The following is an 18,105-nucleotide window of genomic DNA, read 5'->3' as shown; positions in this document are numbered from 1 at the left end:
GGCGGAAGAAAATGAAACATGGATTTGTAAAAGTGGCGGCGGCCACCCCGGATATCCGGGTGGCGGATGTAAAGTATAATACGGAGAAGATCTGTCAGGCCATTGAGGAGGCATCAGATAACTGTGCTAAAATTCTTGTATTTCCGGAACTCTGTGTGACCGGTTATACATGCGGGGATCTGTTTACCCAGGATATTCTTCTGAAGTCTGCGAAAGAGGCTCTTTTTGAAATTGCAAAATTTACGGCAGGGAAAGATATCCTTGTCTTCGCAGGCCTTCCACTTGAAATGGACGGCAAGCTGTATAATGTGGCTGCGGCTCTGAATGAGGGAAAGGTCATCGGACTGACAACAAAAACATTCCTTCCGAATTACGGGGAATTTTATGAAATGCGTCAGTTTACGCCGGGACCGGAAGAAGCAAGGTATATTTCTTTCGGGGGAGAAAAGGTGCCCTTCGGGCCCCGGATTCTGTTTGAGGCGAATGAAATGGATAATCTCATTGTCGCTGCAGAGATCTGTGAGGATGTATGGTCTCCGATTCCGCCCAGTATCCGGGCTGCGCTTGAGGGGGCGACGGTGATTGTAAACTGTTCGGCCAGCGACGAGACCATCGGAAAGGATACTTACCGCAGAGAACTGATTTCCGGACAGTCTGCCCGCCTGATTTCCGGATATGTGTATGCAAATGCCGGAGAAGGAGAATCGACAACGGACCTGGTTTTCGGCGGCCATAATATTATTGCGGAAAACGGAGCCATCTTAAAACAGGCCCGCCGGTATCACAATGAGATCATATATTCAGAGCTGGATATTCAGAGGATTATCAGCGAGCGCCGCAGAAACACCACATTTAAGACAGAGGGACACCGTACACTGATCAAAGTTCCTTTCCATGTCAGAAATGAGGTCACTTCTCTTACCAGACATTTCCCGAAGATGCCTTTTGTTCCGGCAGATGAGCGGGCCCGGTCAAAGCGGTGTGAGGAAATTCTTACCATACAGGCTATGGGACTGAAAAAACGGCTGGCTCATACAAAATCAAAAACGGCAGTAGTGGGAATCTCCGGAGGACTGGACTCTACGCTGGCGCTGCTTGTAACCGCCCGTGCGTTTGACATGCTGGGACGGGACAAAAAAGATATTATCGCAGTGACCATGCCCTGCTTCGGGACAACAGACCGGACCTATCAGAACGCCTGCGAGATGGCACGGAAAGTGGGCGCAACGCTGATGGAAGTGCCCATCGGGGAAGCGGTGAATATCCATTTCCGGGATATCGGCCAGGATCCGGAATGTCATGATGTAACTTATGAAAATTCACAGGCAAGAGAGAGAACGCAGGTGCTGATGGATATTGCCAACCGGACCTGGGGCATGGTGATCGGCACCGGAGATATGTCAGAACTGGCGCTGGGCTGGGCTACCTACAACGGAGATCATATGTCTATGTACGGGGTAAACGCCTCGGTTCCAAAGACGCTGGTGCGCCATCTTGTAAAATACGCGGCAGATGAGACTGCTGATCCGGAGCTTAAGAAAGTTCTTTACGATGTGCTGGACACACCGGTCAGCCCGGAGCTCCTTCCGCCGAAAGACGGAGAGATTGCCCAGCGTACGGAAGATCTTGTGGGTCCTTATGAGCTTCATGATTTCTTCCTGTATTATATGCTTCGTTTCGGGTATGAGCCGAGTAAGATATTCCGTCTTGCAGAAAGGGAATTTGAGGATGATTATGACAATGTAACCATACTGAAATGGCTGGAAACTTTCTGCCGGAGATTTTTCTCCCAGCAGTTTAAGCGTTCCTGTCTGCCGGACGGACCGAAGGTGGGTACTGTGGCGCTTTCACCCAGAGGAGACTGGAGAATGCCAAGCGACGCCTGTGTGGATGTATGGATGAAAGATCTGGGAAATATATCCCTGACCGACCGCTTCTGACAGAAAAAGGCTTCCGCCGGAAGATCAGAGAAAGTTTTTATATTAAAAGTACAAGTTAACCGAGTCAGCGAAGCGGATTGTGAATATGCGCCTGACTTCATCAGAAAAGAGAGGAGAAAGCCGTGAAACTGATTAAAACTGAAGATGCCGTAGGCAGCATACTCTGCCATGATATTACCCAGATCATTCCGGGAGTGGTAAAGGATGCGGTATTCCGGAAAGGCCATGTGGTGACAGAAGAGGATATCCCGGTGCTCCTCTCTGTAGGAAAGGAACACCTGTATGTGTGGGAACAGCAGGAGGGAATGCTCCATGAAAATGACGCGGCGGAGGTGCTGCGTCAGGTCTGTCAGGGAGAACACATGAAGGCGTCCGAACCGAAAGAGGGGAAGATTGAACTGACGGCAGAATGTGACGGTCTGTTAAAAATTGACAGAGACAAACTGAATAAAGTAAATGCCATGGGACAGATGGTTCTGGCTTCCCGGCACGGAAATTTCCCCGTGAAAAAAGGAGATAAGATTGCGGGCATGCGTGTGGTGCCTCTTGTGATTGAAGAAGAGAAGATGAATCAGGTAAAGGAAATCTGCGGGGAAGAGCCCATATTCCGTCTTCTGCCCTACCGGAAAATGAAAGTGGGAATTGTGACTACCGGAAACGAGGTCCTTTCCGGAAGAATCAACGACCAGTTTACACCTGTTGTTGGAAAGAAACTGGAAGAGGCCGGTATGGAGGTTATGGGGAATGTCCTCTCCGGAGATGACTCGGAAAGAGTTACCGAAGCCATCCGCCAGTGGCTGGACAAAGGAGCGGAGATGGTTGTGTGTACCGGCGGCATGAGTGTGGATCCGGATGACCGGACGCCCCTTGCCATACGAAACGCGGCGGACACCGTGATTACCTATGGCGCTCCGGTGCTCCCGGGAGCCATGTTTATGCTGGCTTATGCGGGAGAAGTGCCGGTTGTGGGACTTCCGGGATGTGTGATGTATGCCAGAAGAACGATTTTCGATCTTGTTCTGCCCCGGATCGCGGCCGGAGAAAGACTGACGGCAGAAGACTTTACTCTGCTGGGAGAGGGCGGCCTGTGCCTGAATTGTGATGTGTGTACGTTCCCGAACTGCGGATTCGGAAAATGAGAAAGAGGAATAAAAATGGATGATTTTTATACCAGACTTGCCAGAGAACTGAAAAAATCCGAGAAGGATATCTGGGTGGAAACGGTTCTGACCGGAGAACACGCGGGAGAGAAGCGGATACTTGCCGGCGAAGAAGCGGATGCCGGGGATGTAGCGGAAGGCGGGCCGGCCGTGCCGGCAGGACAGGCCGGGAAAGAAAAAGAACGGGTTTTCCGGGAGAGGGCGGGCCATACGCCGAAACTGATTGTCTGCGGCGCCGGCCATGTGTCCATGCCCATCATCCGGATCGGAAAGATGCTGGGATTTTCTGTTACTGTGCTGGAAGACCGGCCGAAATTTGCGGATAATGCCAGAACGGCCGGGGCGGATGAAGTGATCTGCCTGCCTTTTTCCGAAGGACTTGCCCGGATCAAAGGGGACGGGGACTCCTGGTTCGTGATCGTTACCCGGGGACATCGCTACGATACAGAATGTCTGGAAACCATTCTGAATAAGCCCAGGGCTTATGTGGGGATGATGGGCAGCAGGCGCAGAACAGCTCTGGTGAAGGAACAGCTGGAGCAGAAAGGCTGTGACCGGACGGCGCTGGAACAGGTACACACGCCCATCGGACTTAAGATTCACGCGGAGACGCCGGAGGAGATCGCGGTTTCTGTTATGGCAGAGATCATTCAGATGAAAAATACAAGGACAAGAACGGAAGGCTATCCCGAAGAGCTGTTTCAGGAGCTGACCCGGGAGGATGGAAGAGAGAAAGTGCTGGCCGTGATTGTTTCGAAGAAAGGCTCTGCTCCCCGGGGCGTGGGAACGAAAATGCTGATCCGGGAGGACGGCTCCTGTATCGGCACCATCGGAGGCGGCTGCATGGAAAGTGAAATCATACAGAAAGCTCTGCTCATGATGCGCGCAGGACAGCCGGAATTTCAGGTCTGCAAGGTGGACATGACAGCCGGTGAAGCGGAGGATGCAGGCATGGTCTGCGGAGGAACCGCAGAGGTTATGCTGGAGAGAACCGGCAGATAGCCGGAAAGTCGGGAGATGGATTTATGTCAAAATCAATATTTATACTGCAGGGAAATATCGTTTACAGCAAAAGTCCGCAGGAACTTGAAATCTGCAGAAGAGGTTATGCTGTCTGCCAGGACGGATATGTCAAAGGCGTTTATCAGACCCTTCCCTTCCGGCTTGGAGGCAATCCCATCACGGATTACGGGGATTGTCTGATTATACCGGGGCTTGTGGATCTCCATGTCCACGCCTCACAGTATGCCGTCCGCGGCACGGGTATGGACCGGGAGCTGCTGGAGTGGCTGGAGACGACTCCGTTTCCGGAAGAAGCGAAATTTACAGACCCGGAATATGCACAGAAAGCATATCAGATATTTGTGGAAGATCTGAAAAAAAGTCCGGTGACGAGAGCCTGCATTTTCGCGACCGTACACAGGAAAACGGTGCTTCTGCTTATGGATCTGCTGGAAAAGAGCGGTCTGGATACTTTCGTCGGGAAGGTAAATATGGACCGGAACTGTCCGGATTATCTGCGGGAGGACACAGAGCAGTCTGTAGCTGAGACGGAGAAATGGATCAGGGAAGCAGCAGAGAGGAATTATAAAAATACCCGCCCCATACTGACGCCCCGTTTTATCCCGTCCTGTACAAATGAGCTGCTGGATGGATTAAAACAGCTGCAGCGCGCGTATGGACTCCCGGTGCAGTCCCATCTGTCCGAAAATCCGGAAGAGATCGGCCGGGTAAAAGAGCTGCGTCCGGAGGCGGAGTTTTACGGCGACGCCTATGACCGGTCTGGTCTGTTCGGCGGAGACTGCAGAACCATCATGGCGCACTGTGTATACAGCACGGAGAAAGAGATAAAACGGATGCGGGAAAAGGGCGTATTTCTGGCCCACTGTCCGGAGTCCAATATGAATCTGGCATCAGGAATCGCGCCGGTTCGGTCGTTTCTGGACCGGGGAATGCATGTGGGACTGGGAAGTGATGTGGCTGCCGGTTCTTCGTTAAATATGTTCGCAGCTATGAGACAGGCTCTTCAGGCTTCAAAGATGAGATGGAGGATACAGGATAAAACGCAGAAACCGCTGACTTTAGAGGAGGTCTTTTATATGGCGACCCGGGGCGGCGGAGAATTCTTCGGAAAAGTGGGAAGCTTTGAGCCGGGATATGAGTTTGACGCTGTTGTTCTGGATGACAGCAGACTGCAGAGTCCGGAACCTCTGGATATAAGAAGCCGTCTGGAAAGACTGATCTGGCTGGGAGACGAAAGAGAAGTCCGGGCCAAGTACGTAAAGGGCGTCAGGCCGGAACTGTAAAAACGGGCTGAAATTTCAAGCAACCTGTCATTTTTTTCTATATCAATTCAAAAAATTCCCCTGCTATAATCGTGGTATATTCCACAACAGACCCCCGCAGCGCTTTACTGCGGGGGTCTCTTATTTAGGAGTCTTGTTTTTGTCTTTTTTGTCTGCAGCAGCCGGAAAATACGGCGCGCTGCTGAATTATATGTTTACAGAATTCATTTCAATTATTGTTTTACAGATGAATCCTCGTTCCGGTCTTTCCCAGGATACCGTCTCTGGCCTTCTCCAGAAGTGTAATCAGCGCCTGTCTGCCCGGCTTGGATTCAGCAAACTCTACCGCTGCCTGTACTTTCGGCAGCATGCTTCCCGGCGCGAAATGTCCTTCTTCTATATACTGTTTCGCTTCTTCCACAGTAATATCATCCAGCCATTTCTCGCCCGGTTTCCCGTAATTTATGGCCGCCTTTTCCACAGCGGTCAGAATAATCAGGAAATCTGCGTCCAGTTCTTTGGCCAGCAGGCAGCTTGCGAAATCTTTGTCTATTACGGCGCTGGCGCCTTTTAAGTGATTGCCCTGGCGGGTAACGGGAATACCGCCGCCTCCGCAGGCGATGACCAGGTCTCCGGAATTCACCATTGTGCGGATCGTCCCGATCTCAATGATTTCCTGAGGTTTCGGGGAAGCCACAACACGTCGGTAGCCCCGTCCGGCATCCTCTTTCATAATATAATCATACTTTTCTGCCATCAGATCGGCCTGTTCCTTTGTAAGAAAACGGCCGATAGGTTTGGATGGAGTCTGAAAAGCCGGATCATCCGGATCCACGCGGACCTGGGTGATCATGGTAGCCACAGGGATATCTTCGATTCCCCGGTTCAGCAGTTCTTCCCGGAGCGCGTTCTGCAGGTCATAGCCGATGTATGCCTGGCTCATGGCCACGCAGACGGAAAGAGGCGTGTTGGGCTGCTGGGGATCTTCGTGGGTCAGGGCGATCATGGCGTTATTGACCATGCCTACCTGGGGGCCGTTGCCGTGGGCCACAACCACCTCACAGCCTTCTTCAATCAGATCCACAATAGCCCTGGAAGTAATTTTTACGGCCTTCATCTGTTCCGGAAGGGTGTTGCCCAGGGCGTTTCCGCCCAGAGCAATGACAATACGTTTTTTCTTTTCCATAGCGGGCCTCCTGTATCAGTCCTCTTTTACAGCGGCGATTGTCTCTACCTCGCAGAGAACTCCCTTCGGAAGATCTTTTACGGCAACGCAGGAGCGGGCCGGTTTTCCGGTGAAATATTTTGCGTAAATTTCATTAAATGCGGCAAAATCACCCATATCCGCGAGGAAGCACGTTGTTTTCACAACATCAGTAAAGGAAGCACCCTGGCTTTCCAGAAGGGCTTTCACATTCTGCATAACCTGCTCGGTCTGCTCCTCAATTGTGGTGCCCACCACTTCTCCGGTTTCCGGAGAAAGGGGAATCTGTCCGGAAAAGAATGCGATTCCGTTGAGAATAATTCCCTGAGAGTAGGGACCGATAGCTGCAGGCGCGTTTTTTGTGTCTACGTATTTTAACATGTCTGTATACCTCCTGTAATTGTGTACGATAAAGCGGATTGATATAAATTATAATTATTCGAAAATTCTCGGCGTTCCTTTTTCTTCCAGTTTTTTCAGGATGTCTGCCGGATCAGCGAATTTTGCAAGGAAGATCATAGCCGCAATAATGTACGGTTTGTAGCTTGCTTCTTTGTACAGCGGATCTCTGTAGCGGTCAAATACGCTTGCGTCAACCTCGCCTTCCTCACAGCTAACGCCTGTAATGTCCGCCGGCAGGCAGTGCATATAGAGCGCCTTGCCGTCTTTGGTTGTCTTCATCAGTTCTTCTGTGCATGCCCAGTCCTTGTGCTGCGCGTTCTGTGCCAGAAGCTCTTTTTCCAGTTCCTTGATGCCCTCAAAGTCGCCGTTTCCGTACAGCTCTGTACGTTTCTCCATTGCCGCGAATGGCGCCCAGCTCTTCGGATATACGATGTCCGCGTCCTTGAATGCATCTGCCATGCTGTTTGTCTTTGTGAAGGAACCGCCGGATTTCTTCGCGTTTTCTTCTGCGACCGCCTCAACTTCCGGGAATACCTCATATCCTTCCGGATGAGCCAGCACAACATCCATGCCGAAACGTGTCATCAGCCCGATGATACCCTGGGGAACGGAGAGAGGCTTGCCGTAGGACGGAGAGTAAGCCCATGACATGGCGATCTTCTTGCCTTTCAGATTCTCCACACCGCCGAATTCGTGGATGATGTGAAGCATATCTGCCATTGCCTGTGTGGGGTGGTCAATATCACACTGCAGGTTTACAAGAGTCGGTTTCTGCTCAAGAATGCCGTCTTTATTTCCCTGTGTCACAGCGTCAACAACTTCGTGCATGTAAGCGTTTCCTTTTCCGATATACATATCGTCGCGGATTCCGATTACGTCAGCCATAAAGGAAATCATATTCGCTGTCTCACGGACTGTCTCGCCGTGAGCTACCTGGGATTTTCCTTCATCCAGATCCTGAACCTCAAGACCTAACAGATTGCAGGCAGACGCGAAAGAGAAGCGGGTACGGGTGGAGTTGTCGCGGAACAGTGAAATGCCCAGACCGCTTTCAAATACCTTTGTGGAAATGTTGTTCTCTCTCATGTAGCGGAGCGCGTCGGCAACGGTAAAGACAGCCTCCAGCTCATCGTCCGTCTTCTCCCATGTCAGGAAAAAGTCTCCGTTGTACATGTCTTTGAAGTTCAGCTTGTTCAGCTTATCAATGTAATCCTGTAAAGTTTTCATTTTTGTTTATCCTCCTTGATATTGAAATCTTATTAACGTTTACTCACAGTAGCAGTTCGGCAGTGCCGCGTACACAGCCGCGCATGTTACAAGATCCTGTTTCCATGTTTTTTCGTTCGGCGCGTGTGCCTGTGCTTCTGCGCCCGGTCCGAATCCGATGCACGGGATTCCGTTTCTTCCCATAATAGATACGCCGTTTGTGGAGAAGGTCCATTTGTCTGTCAGCGGACGGCTCTGGCGCATCTCCAGTGTTTCCTCGGCGCCGATTCTCTTGTCCCCGTAGAGGGAAGTATAGGCTTTCTCCAGGGCTTTTGTTACCTTGTGGTCCTTCGGAATTGCCCATGTGGGGAAGTAGCACTCGATTTCATATACACAGCCTGTGTAGGACGGACGGTCGTAGTTGTACATGGATACGACTACGTCGTCGCCGTATTTCTTTACGTTCGGAAGGGAACGGATCTCTTCCAGACAGCTCTCCCATGTCTCGCCGAAGGTCATGCGGCGGTCAAGAGATACTGCGCAGGAATCGGCAACCGCGCAGCGGCTGGGTGATGTATAGAAGATCTGGGATACGGTAACCGTGCCCCTGCCCAGGAACCGTGCCTCTTCCCAGTCCGGATTGTATTTCGGATTGAGCATTTTTACAAGGCCTTTGATTTCGGTATCGTCCGCATCGTCATTTTCATTAAGAGCCCGTACATCCTGGAGAATGTCGGCCATCTTGTAGATCGCGTTGTCGCCGCGCTCCGGTGCGGAACCGTGGCAGGAAACGCCTTTTACGTCGATACGGATTTCCATACGTCCCCGCTGTCCCCGATAGATACCTCCGTCAGTAGGCTCTGTGGAGACAACAAATTCCGGACGGATTTTATCTTCATTAATAATGTACTGCCAGCAGAGACCGTCGCAGTCTTCTTCCTGAACAGTTCCTACAACCATAATCTTACAGCCTTCCGGAATCAGATCCAGATCCTTCATGATTCTTGCGCCGTAAACAGCAGATACAAGACCGCCGCACTGGTCGGACACACCGCGGCCGCCGATCTCTGTCTCGTTCTCATAGCCCTCATAGGGATCGAATGTCCAGTTGTCAATATTTCCGATTCCTACGGTGTCGATATGTGCGTCATATGCGATAATTCTTTCGCCGGTTCCCATGTAGCCGATTACATTTCCCTGAGGGTCAATTACAACCTCATCAAAATTCAGCTTTTTCATCTCGGCGGCGATTGTGTCAATGTGCGCTTTTTCGTCGCAGCTCTCTCCCGGGTTTTTTACAATGGCCCGCAGAAATGCGGTCATATCTTTCTGATAACCCTGTGCAGCCTCTTTGATTTTGTTGAAATCCATAATTTTTCTCTCCTTTAATAAATGATAAATAAAAAAGTGATAAATGGTACCGATCTGATCTTGTCAGGCTTTCCGGGCGGCGGAGGGTGCCGCGCCGGAAAAGCCCGGCCAAAAAAGGTTGAAAGGTTGCTTTATGGTAAGGAAATGAGCAGATTATCTGTTATTTCCGTCCCAGACAATTGATTTGTAGCGGTCCGGATCCGTGTCTCCTTCTGTGGAGAAGAGGAGAACTCTTGAAGTTTCGTCCAGTCCCAGATGTTCTTTCAGCGGCCTGTATTCTTCCATTGTCATAATGCAGGCCAGCGCGCCGAAGGGCGCGGCTCCGGATTCGCCGGAAGTTACGGGATGATCGCCCTTGATGGGAGCGGCCAGCATGCGCATTCCTTTTGCGGCCACCCAGTCGGGAGCAGCTGTAAAGGTATCCACATGATTTTTCAGGATATCCCAGGAAATGGTATTCGGCTCGCCGCAGGCAAGGCCGGCCATGATCGTTTCCATATCTCCGTCCACAATCCGGATGTCTCCGTCTGCGGCGCAGGCTCCTTTATAAAGGCAGGCAGCAGCGTCCGCTTCTACGACGACTACCTTGGGCGGATTGTCAGGATAACGGTTAGCGAAATATCCCTGAACCGCTCCGGCAAGAGAGCCGACTCCGGCTTGGATAAATACATGAGTGGGACGCTCGCATCCGTTTTCATGAAGCTGTTCGTCCGCTTCCATTGCCATTGTTCCGTAACCCTGCATGATCCAGGAGGGGATTTCCTCATATCCGTCCCATGCGGTATCCTGCACCATAACGCCGTTTTCCGTTTTTTCTGCCATGGCGTTTGCCATGCGGACGCATTCGTCATAGTTATATTCTTCAATGGTTGCCTGAGCGCCTTCGGCAAGGATATTGTTCAGTCTTGTCTGTGTGCTTCCCTTCGGCATGAGCACGACAGCTTTCTGTCCGAGTTTATTTGCCGCCCACGCGACGCCCCGGCCGTGATTGCCGTCCGTTGCCGTGAAGAAAGTAGCCTGTCCGAACTCTTTGCGGAGTTCTTCCGAAGTGAGCACATTGTAGGGCAGCTCGGAGACGTCTTTTCCAGTCTGTTTTGCTATGTAGCGGGCCATTGCGAAGGAACCGCCCAGTACTTTAAAGGCATTCAGGCCGAAGCGGTAGGATTCGTCCTTTACATAAACTTCCTTCAGTCCAAGATATTCTGCCATTTTCTTAAGATCAGCAAGAGGGGTTACACTGTACTGAGGAAAGCTTTCGTGAAATGCTCTCGCTTTTTTGACATTTTCCAGATCCATGACCTTAAGCTGCGCGTCATCGGTTCTGGGCATTTTGTTGACAGCCCATTTTATTCCTTCCATGAAGAAACCTCCTTAATATAATAATATTGTTTTTGATTACTGATTTTTGTATTGGTTTGTTTATGCTGTTTCCGGCTTGCACGGCAGATACTGCCTCATTGGAACATGCGCCAGCTCGACTCCGCCGCGATGCGGCTCCATCTCGCTGAATGGCGTCCGCCATATGCCGGTATCGCCACCATCTGCCGTCTGCAAGCCTGCTTGCACGGCAGATACTGCCGATCCCGGGCGCATGTTCATTCTTAGTGCATGTTCATCCTTTGTCCATATAGCTGTATAATGTAAATTTTGATATTCCCAGCAGGGAAGAGACTTTATCGCCGGACTTTGTGATGAGAAATGCCCCGGCATTATTCAGGTACTGCACGACAGCGACTTTGTCATCCTTGTTCATCATTGCCACCGGCTTTCCTATTTTGGCAATTGCCTGTTCAATAAGAAGGTCCAGAAGTTCAGTAACATTATGGGTAATTTTCTGAGGCGCGTCTGAACGGTCTGCTTCCGGATTCTCTTCCGGTTCTGTACGGATCAGGCTCTGGATGCTGCTTTCCGCTGCAAGCACGGCGGTGATATCGTAATTCATTGAAAAGATATAAGCGATTCTGCCTTTCTCATTGCGGATATAGAGTGTGCTGGATTTTAAGATCCTGCCATCGTCGGTTCTTGTAAGATAAGCGAGTTTGTCTTTGATCTTTCCCGGATCCGATCTGAGAGTTTCAAGCACAATGCCTGAGGGGCCATCGCCTGTGCGGCGGTTGGAAACCTGCCCGTTTTCAATATATACGATAGATTTATCCAGATCATTCTTTGTAAGATCGTGGATAACAACCTCGCAGGAAGTTCCGAACTGAACCGCCAGTCCGTGTGCAAGCTGCTTTAGAAAATCAAGTTTCTCATCCATTGTTTCACCTGCCTTTTTCCAAACTTATATCACAGAAGAAAGTGTTTGTCTGCTGTACGTTTCTAAATCCATCATAGCATAAAAAAATATGGAGTCAATACTTTTTCTAAAAAATTTTTAGGTAATCTAAAAAATATTTAGGAATGAAGAACGGCAAGGCTCTAAAAAAAATTTAGGGCGTCTAAAAAATAGTTAGAATCCATGTTGCATTTATACAATATTGATGGTATTCTATAAGAAGTGACAGGGCTTAGTGTGCGAATTGCACAGTGGTTTGCAGGGGCGCGCTAAGAACAGTATGTGGAAAATAAATAAAAAGGAGAAGACAACATGCTGGTTTTAGGGAATGGAAAAGTTATCACAAGAGATGCCTCATGTCCCCTGATTGAGAATGGCGCGGTAGCGATTGACGGATCCGTAATCTGCAGAGTAGGGAATGAGGAAGACATCAGAAACGCATATCCGGACGCAGAGTTTATTGACGCCCGGGGCGGTCTGATCATGCCGGCCTTTATTAATGTACATGAACATATTTACAGTTCATTTGCGAGAGGACTTTCCATCAACGGTTATGATCCGAAAGGCTTTCTGGACATTCTGGACGGGATGTGGTGGACCATTGACCGGAATCTTACGCTGCATGATACATACTTAAGTGCCATGGCTACTTATATTGACTGTATCCGGAACGGCGTAACCACAATTTTTGACCATCACGCAAGTTTTGGTTCCATCGGAGGTTCTCTTTTCGAGATTGAGAAGGCGGCAAAGGAAACCGGGGTGAGGTCCTGCCTCTGCTATGAGATTTCGGACAGAGACGGGATGGATAAGGCGAAAGCCTCCGTGACGGAGAACGCTGAGTTTATCCGCCACGCGTTAAAAGACGATTCCGGAATGATCGCCGGTATGATGGGAATGCACGCGCAGTTTACGATTTCCGATGAAACGTTTGAACTGGCCGCTGCGAACAAACCGGATGAAGCAGGGTATCATATCCATGTGGCAGAGGGGATCGAAGATCTGCATCACTGCCTGAAACATTACGGAAAACGGATTGTTGACCGGCTGATGGATCACGGCATTCTGGGAGAAAAGACACTGCTGGGACACTGCATCTATATCAATCCCCATGAAATGGATCTGATTAAGGAAACGGATACAATGGTTGTCCATAATCCGGAGTCCAATATGGGCAATGCCTGCGGATGCCCGCCGACGATGGAGCTGGTGCACCGGGGAATTCTCACAGGGCTTGGCACAGACGGATATACCCATGATATGATGGAATCCTACAAAGTGGCAAATGTTCTGCACAAGCATCACCTGTGCAATCCCAATGCAGCCTGGGGAGAAGTGCCTCAGATGCTTTTTGAAAATAATGCGGAGATTGCCGGCAGATATTTCAGTCAGGAACTTGGTGTGCTCAGAGAAGGCGCGGCGGGAGATGTGATTATTGTGGATTATGATCCGCTCACTCCGCTGAACGAAAACAATATCAACAGTCACCTTGTATTCGGTGTAACCGGTCATGATGTGGTGACCACCGTGGCAAACGGCCGGGTTCTGATGAAAGACAGAATCCTGACAAAGATTGACACGGAAAAAGTTATGGCTGACTGCAGACAGGCCGCGAAAGAGCTGGCAGACCGGATTAACAGCCGATAGACAACAGCAGATGCTTCTGACACAGAAGGAATGGAGGGCAAAACAAAATGAGTGACATAAAAATGAAAAAAGACAACAGTGAACTGTTTAAATGGGACGGAAAGCCGTCATTCGGGCAGGTTCTGCCTCTGGCGGCCCAGCATGTACTGGCTGCGGTTGTAGGATGTGTAACGCCGGCAATTCTTGTGGCAAACGCCGCCAACAATGCCGGCGGAAATGTGGATATGGGGCTTCTGATCCAGGTATCCCTTGTATTCGCCGCATTGTCCACACTGCTGCAGTTATACGCGCAGAAAATCAAACTGGGAAGCGGCCTTCCTGTTATTATCGGAGTAAGCTTCGCGTACGTTCCCACAATGACGGCGATCGCTGCCCAGGCAAAGGATGTAAATACGATTTTCGGCGCCATGATTATCGGCGGTGTTGTAGCGATCCTTGTAGGACTGTTTATCCGTCAGATCCGGAAAGTATTTCCGCCGCTTGTTATCGGGACGGTTATTCTGGCGATCGGTCTTTCCCTTTACAGCACAGCTGTAAATTATATGGCAGGAAACTCTTCCAATACTTATGAAGTGATCGTAGAGCAGCAGGGGAAAACAGAGGCGCTGGTATTCGGCTCCTGGCAGAACTGGCTGGTTGCGTTCATTACACTGGCAATTGTAGTCCTTCTGAATCATTATGGTAAAGGACTGTTCAAACTGGCGTCAATCCTGATCGGTCTGCTCTGCGGCTACGTAGTGGCTCTCTGCTTCGGAATGGTGGATTTTTCCGCTCTTTCGTCTGCAGGCTGGTTTGAAGTGCCGATGCCGCTGGCTTTCGGCATAAAGTTTGATATTTCGGCGATTCTGCCCCTTGCGATCCTGTTCCTTGTAAATTCCATTCAGGCTATGGGAGACTTCTCCGCCACAACCACAGGCGGCATGGACAGACTTCCCACAGATGACGAGCTGAACGGCGGTATTATCGGATACGGCGTCAGCAACATGGTGGGCGCGCTGTTCGGATGCCCTCCCACGGCAACATACAGCCAGAATGTAGGTATTGTCGGTTCTACAAGAGTTATAGCAAGACGGGTATTTTCTGCTTCAGCGGTTATCCTGCTTATTGCCGGACTGATTCCGAAGTTTTCCGCGCTTCTGCGTACCATTCCGCAGTGTGTGCTGGGCGGCGCGGTCGCGTCTGTATTTGCTTCCATCGCGATGACCGGCATCAAGCTGCTTGTAACAGAAAAACTGACTTACAGGAATACGACAGTTGCAGGACTTTCCATTGCCATCGGCATGGGCGTATCCTTAAGCGACGGCTGTCTGAACCAGATGACGGCAAGTATCCACAACGCTCTGAATATGAGCATGAGCCTGGAAAGCTTCCAGTCAATCATCAACAATACATTCGCGTCTTCACCGGTGGTGCTGGCCACGATCTTCGCAGTAATCCTGAACTTGATACTGCCGAAAGACAAGCCGGACGCACAGTAAGAAGGCTCCGGCAAGAAGACTTTAGATCCGGAACTGGCCCGGCTGCCGGAAAATAAAACAGAAGACCGGACAGCCCGGGGAAATGGCTGCCCGGCCGGAAGGCGGGACCGGAACAACAGGAGGAGAGAATCATGAGTGATATTATGAGACCAATGTCATTTGAACAGCTGATAAACTGGACATTGACAGAACAGAAAAAGCAGGGAACCGTGTTCGGCGAGCACCATCCCTATTATGCGGACAGCCGGTTTAACAGAACGATTTTCCGGCGGACGCTGGAGACGCCGGTGGGTCCGGCGGCCGGCCCCCATACGCAGCTGGCCCAGAATATTGCCGCGGCGTACTACACAGGCAGCCGCTTCTTTGAGCTGAAGACCGTACAGATTATGGACGGGGCAGAGCTTTCCGCCTGTGTCAACAAGCCCTGTATCAAAGCGGACGACGAGTGCTATAACTGCGAGTGGTCCACGGAACTTTATGTGCCCCAGGCAATGGAAGAGTATATCAAAGCCTGGTTCCTGTGCAAGGTAATGGCAAAAGAATTCGGCCTGGGCAGCATGGACGGATTCCAGTTCAATATCAGCGTGGGATACGATCTGAAAGGGATCCAGTCGGAGAAAATTGATACCTTCTTAAATACAATGAAGCATGCCCAGGATTCTGATATTTTCAGATCCTGCAGAGATTATCTTCTGGCGCACGCGGATCTGTTTGAAAAAGTGACAAAAGAAGATATCGAGAGCATCTCCGGAGATATATGCAATTCCGTGACCATCTCAACCCTTCACGGATGTCCTCCGGAGGAGATTGAAAAAATCGCCATGTACCTGATTACCGAGAAGGGATTCCACACGTTTATCAAGTGCAATCCGACCCTGCTTGGCTATGAGTTCGCAAGAGAGATCATGGACGATATGGGATATGACTATGTCGCTTTCGGCGATTTTCATTTTAAAGATGATCTGCAGTATGAAGACGCGGTGCCCATGCTGACCAGGCTGATGAAAGTCTGTCAGGACAGAAATCTGGAATTCGGCGTAAAGATTACCAATACATTCCCTGTGGATGTGAAGCAGAATGAACTGCCCAGCGAAGAGATGTACATGTCAGGAAAATCCCTGTATCCGCTGTCGATTTCGCTGGCGGCGAAGCTGACGGAAGAGTTTGACGGAAGGCTTCGCATCTCCTATTCCGGCGGGGCGGATTATCACAATATTAAGGAGATCGTAGATGCGGGCATCTGGCCTGTGACCGTTGCCACTACGCTCCTGAAACCCGGCGGATATGACAGAATGACCCAGATGGCGTCCCTTCTGGAAAAGGAAAATGTTGTATTTATCCGTGTAAATCCTGAGGCTGTGCGAAAACTGGCGGACGACGCCAGGACAAATCCCCATCATGTGAAGGCGGTGAAACCCCTGCCCTCCAGAAAGATGAAAAAACAGGTGCCTCTTCTGGATTGTTTTGTGGCGCCGTGTAAGGAAGGATGTCCCATTCATCAGGATATTCCGGCTTACCTTAAGCTTGTAAAAGAAGAAAAGTACAGGGAAGCAATGCAGGTTATTACGGAGAAGAACCCGCTTCCGTTTATTACGGGAACGATCTGCGCGCATCCGTGTATGAACAAATGTACCCGTAATTTCTATGAGGAATCCGTCTATATCCGGGGCATGAAGCTGATTGCCGCGGAGAAAGGCTATGACGCGCTGATGGATCAGATCGCGGCTCCGCCTGTGACAAAGAGCGGGAAAGCTGCTGTAATCGGCGGCGGTCCGTCAGGAATGGCGGCGGCATATTTCCTGCGCCGGGCAGGCATGGAGACGACCCTGTTTGAAAAGACGGATTCTCTTGGCGGCGTAGTGCGCCATGTAATTCCGGAGTTCCGCATATCCGGCAGTTCTATTGATAAAGACGCCGCTCTGCTTGAAAAGATGGGCGTGAATATTTATCTGAACTCGGAAATCACGGATCTGGATATGCTTAAAAATGCCGGATACACAGCAGTTGTCCTTGCCGTAGGCGCTTCTGAGCCGGGTGTGCTCCGTCTGGAAAAAGGGGAACCGGTCAATGCTCTGCAGTTCCTTGAAGAGTTTAAAGTAAAAGACGGGGATCTTGATATCGGAAAAAACGTGGTTGTAATCGGCGGAGGCAATACGGCCATGGACACGGCAAGAGCGGCGAAACGCACAAAGGGCGTGGAGCATGTGTATCTTGTATACAGAAGAACGAAGCGCTATATGCCGGCGGACGAGGAAGAACTTGTCATGGCAGTGGACGACGGCGTGGAGTTTATGGAACTTCTTTCCCCGGTGAAGCTGGAGGACGGCAGACTTCTCTGCAAAGTGATGAAGCTGGGCGATTATGACGCTTCCGGAAGAAGAGGAGTAGTGGAAACCGGCGAAGAAAAAGAGATTCCGGCGGATACGGTTATCGCGGCAGTAGGAGAGCGGGTGCCCACGGCATTCTACCAGGCCTGCGGCATCAACGTAAACGACAGAGGCCGGGCAATCGTCAATGAAGAGACCTGTGAGACCAGCCGTCCGGGCGTATATCTTGCAGGTGACGGTCTGGGCGGACCGGCTACGGTTGTGGAAGGCATCCGCGACGGTCTCAAAGCCGCACAGGCAATAACCGGAGAAACTCTGGTAAAAGACTTTGAACCGGAGACAGTGGAGGAGACGATCTACAGCAGGAAAGGAAATCTTTCTGATCAGAAAGACGACAGCGAGGAAAGCGGAAGATGTCTTGGCTGCTCCGGTATCTGTGAGAACTGCGTGGAAGTATGTCCGAACAGAGCCAATATTTCCATCCGGGTGCCCGGCATGGAGAAGCACCAGATTATCCATGTGGACTATCTGTGCAATGAGTGCGGCAACTGCAGGAGTTTCTGCCCCTATGACAGTGCGCCGTATCTTGATAAATTTACACTGTTCGCAGATGAGAAAGATATGGAAGACAGCCGGAATCAGGGCTTTACTGTGCTGGATGCCGCATCTGTGAAGTGTAAAGTCCGTTTCTTCGGAGAAACTTATGTATGGACCAAAGGAGAGGAGACAAGAATTCCCGAGGGTCTGTTAAAGCTTATGGAAACCGTAATCCGTGATTATTCTTATCTTCTGAGATAGGGATACAAA

The 18,105-nt window shown here is 50.5% G+C and carries 13 protein-coding genes; 7 read left to right on the top strand and 6 right to left on the bottom strand.

Annotated features, from left to right (window positions below; genetic code table 11):
* Positions 1 to 11: 11 nt before the first annotated feature.
* The 4 genes from AC0QUU_RS13250 to AC0QUU_RS13235 all read left to right on the top strand — a co-directional run bounded on the left by AC0QUU_RS13250 (position 12) and on the right by AC0QUU_RS13235 (position 5,406).
* Positions 12 to 1,940, top strand: coding sequence for an NAD(+) synthase (locus AC0QUU_RS13250; protein ID WP_474543368.1), 1,929 nt, complete (start codon positions 12 to 14; stop codon positions 1,938 to 1,940).
* Between the two features lie 122 nt (positions 1,941 to 2,062).
* Entirely contained in the window at positions 2,063 to 3,079 is a 1,017-nt protein-coding gene (locus AC0QUU_RS13245; RefSeq protein WP_474543367.1) for a molybdopterin-binding protein, read from the top strand.
* 15 nt (positions 3,080 to 3,094) lie between these two features.
* The gene (locus AC0QUU_RS13240) at positions 3,095 to 4,102 is read left to right on the top strand and encodes an XdhC family protein (RefSeq protein WP_474543366.1); all 1,008 of its coding nucleotides are present in this window, start codon (positions 3,095 to 3,097) and stop codon (positions 4,100 to 4,102) included.
* A 23-nt stretch (positions 4,103 to 4,125) separates the two neighbouring features.
* The gene (locus AC0QUU_RS13235) at positions 4,126 to 5,406 is read left to right on the top strand and encodes an amidohydrolase family protein (RefSeq protein ID WP_474543365.1); all 1,281 of its coding nucleotides are present in this window, start codon (positions 4,126 to 4,128) and stop codon (positions 5,404 to 5,406) included.
* Between the two features lie 220 nt (positions 5,407 to 5,626).
* On the opposite strand, the gene arcC is transcribed toward AC0QUU_RS13235, so the two are convergent.
* From arcC to AC0QUU_RS13205, 6 genes are all read right to left on the bottom strand, one after another.
* The gene (arcC, locus tag AC0QUU_RS13230; protein WP_474543364.1) at positions 5,627 to 6,571 is read right to left on the bottom strand and encodes a carbamate kinase; all 945 of its coding nucleotides are present in this window, start codon (positions 6,569 to 6,571) and stop codon (positions 5,627 to 5,629) included.
* 15 nt (positions 6,572 to 6,586) lie between these two features.
* Positions 6,587 to 6,970 carry a RidA family protein gene (locus AC0QUU_RS13225; RefSeq protein WP_474543363.1) on the bottom strand — a complete coding sequence of 128 codons (384 nt, stop codon included), beginning with the start codon at positions 6,968 to 6,970 and terminating at the stop codon, positions 6,587 to 6,589.
* Between the two features lie 54 nt (positions 6,971 to 7,024).
* Entirely contained in the window at positions 7,025 to 8,218 is a 1,194-nt protein-coding gene (ygeW, locus tag AC0QUU_RS13220; RefSeq protein ID WP_474543362.1) for a knotted carbamoyltransferase YgeW, read from the bottom strand.
* A gap of 39 nt (positions 8,219 to 8,257) precedes the next feature.
* A complete protein-coding gene (locus tag AC0QUU_RS13215; RefSeq protein WP_474543361.1) occupies positions 8,258 to 9,568 on the bottom strand; it encodes a YgeY family selenium metabolism-linked hydrolase in 1,311 nt (436 codons plus the stop codon).
* Positions 9,569 to 9,721: 153 nt separating this feature from the next.
* Positions 9,722 to 10,927, bottom strand: coding sequence for a diaminopropionate ammonia-lyase (gene dpaL, locus AC0QUU_RS13210; protein ID WP_474543360.1), 1,206 nt, complete (start codon positions 10,925 to 10,927; stop codon positions 9,722 to 9,724).
* A 253-nt stretch (positions 10,928 to 11,180) separates the two neighbouring features.
* On the bottom strand, positions 11,181 to 11,828 hold the full coding sequence (locus AC0QUU_RS13205) for a helix-turn-helix transcriptional regulator (protein ID WP_474543359.1): 648 nt from the start codon (positions 11,826 to 11,828) through the stop codon (positions 11,181 to 11,183).
* A gap of 330 nt (positions 11,829 to 12,158) precedes the next feature.
* On the opposite strand from AC0QUU_RS13205, the gene ssnA reads away from it, so the two are divergent.
* From ssnA to ygfK, 3 genes are all read left to right on the top strand, one after another.
* Positions 12,159 to 13,493 (top strand): putative aminohydrolase SsnA, encoded by a 1,335-nt coding sequence (gene ssnA, locus AC0QUU_RS13200; protein WP_474543358.1) that lies wholly within the window; start codon positions 12,159 to 12,161, stop codon positions 13,491 to 13,493.
* A 47-nt stretch (positions 13,494 to 13,540) separates the two neighbouring features.
* Positions 13,541 to 14,971: a uracil-xanthine permease family protein gene (locus AC0QUU_RS13195; RefSeq protein WP_474543357.1), complete on the top strand. Its 1,431-nt coding sequence runs from the start codon at positions 13,541 to 13,543 to the stop codon at positions 14,969 to 14,971.
* 131 nt (positions 14,972 to 15,102) lie between these two features.
* Positions 15,103 to 18,096: a putative selenate reductase subunit YgfK gene (gene ygfK, locus AC0QUU_RS13190; RefSeq protein WP_474543356.1), complete on the top strand. Its 2,994-nt coding sequence runs from the start codon at positions 15,103 to 15,105 to the stop codon at positions 18,094 to 18,096.
* Positions 18,097 to 18,105: the final 9 nt, after the last annotated feature.

This window comes from Mediterraneibacter sp. HA8405 (assembly GCF_056148955.1).
This window is presented reverse-complemented; position numbering and strand designations above follow the sequence as displayed.

What these genes read in the sequence shown, in the direction of transcription:
- AC0QUU_RS13205 (WP_474543359.1), bottom strand. Translation starts at nt 11,828, where the DNA reads ATGGATGAGAAACTTGATTTTCTAAAGCAGCTTGCACACGGACTGGCG.
- AC0QUU_RS13235 (WP_474543365.1), top strand. Translation starts at nt 4,126, where the DNA reads ATGTCAAAATCAATATTTATACTGCAGGGAAATATCGTTTACAGCAAA.
- dpaL (WP_474543360.1), bottom strand. Translation starts at nt 10,927, where the DNA reads ATGGAAGGAATAAAATGGGCTGTCAACAAAATGCCCAGAACCGATGAC.
- ssnA (WP_474543358.1), top strand. Translation starts at nt 12,159, where the DNA reads ATGCTGGTTTTAGGGAATGGAAAAGTTATCACAAGAGATGCCTCATGT.
- AC0QUU_RS13215 (WP_474543361.1), bottom strand. Translation starts at nt 9,568, where the DNA reads ATGGATTTCAACAAAATCAAAGAGGCTGCACAGGGTTATCAGAAAGAT.
- arcC (WP_474543364.1), bottom strand. Translation starts at nt 6,571, where the DNA reads ATGGAAAAGAAAAAACGTATTGTCATTGCTCTGGGCGGAAACGCCCTG.
- ygfK (WP_474543356.1), top strand. Translation starts at nt 15,103, where the DNA reads ATGAGTGATATTATGAGACCAATGTCATTTGAACAGCTGATAAACTGG.
- AC0QUU_RS13195 (WP_474543357.1), top strand. Translation starts at nt 13,541, where the DNA reads ATGAGTGACATAAAAATGAAAAAAGACAACAGTGAACTGTTTAAATGG.
- ygeW (WP_474543362.1), bottom strand. Translation starts at nt 8,218, where the DNA reads ATGAAAACTTTACAGGATTACATTGATAAGCTGAACAAGCTGAACTTC.
- AC0QUU_RS13240 (WP_474543366.1), top strand. Translation starts at nt 3,095, where the DNA reads ATGGATGATTTTTATACCAGACTTGCCAGAGAACTGAAAAAATCCGAG.
- AC0QUU_RS13225 (WP_474543363.1), bottom strand. Translation starts at nt 6,970, where the DNA reads ATGTTAAAATACGTAGACACAAAAAACGCGCCTGCAGCTATCGGTCCC.
- AC0QUU_RS13250 (WP_474543368.1), top strand. Translation starts at nt 12, where the DNA reads ATGAAACATGGATTTGTAAAAGTGGCGGCGGCCACCCCGGATATCCGG.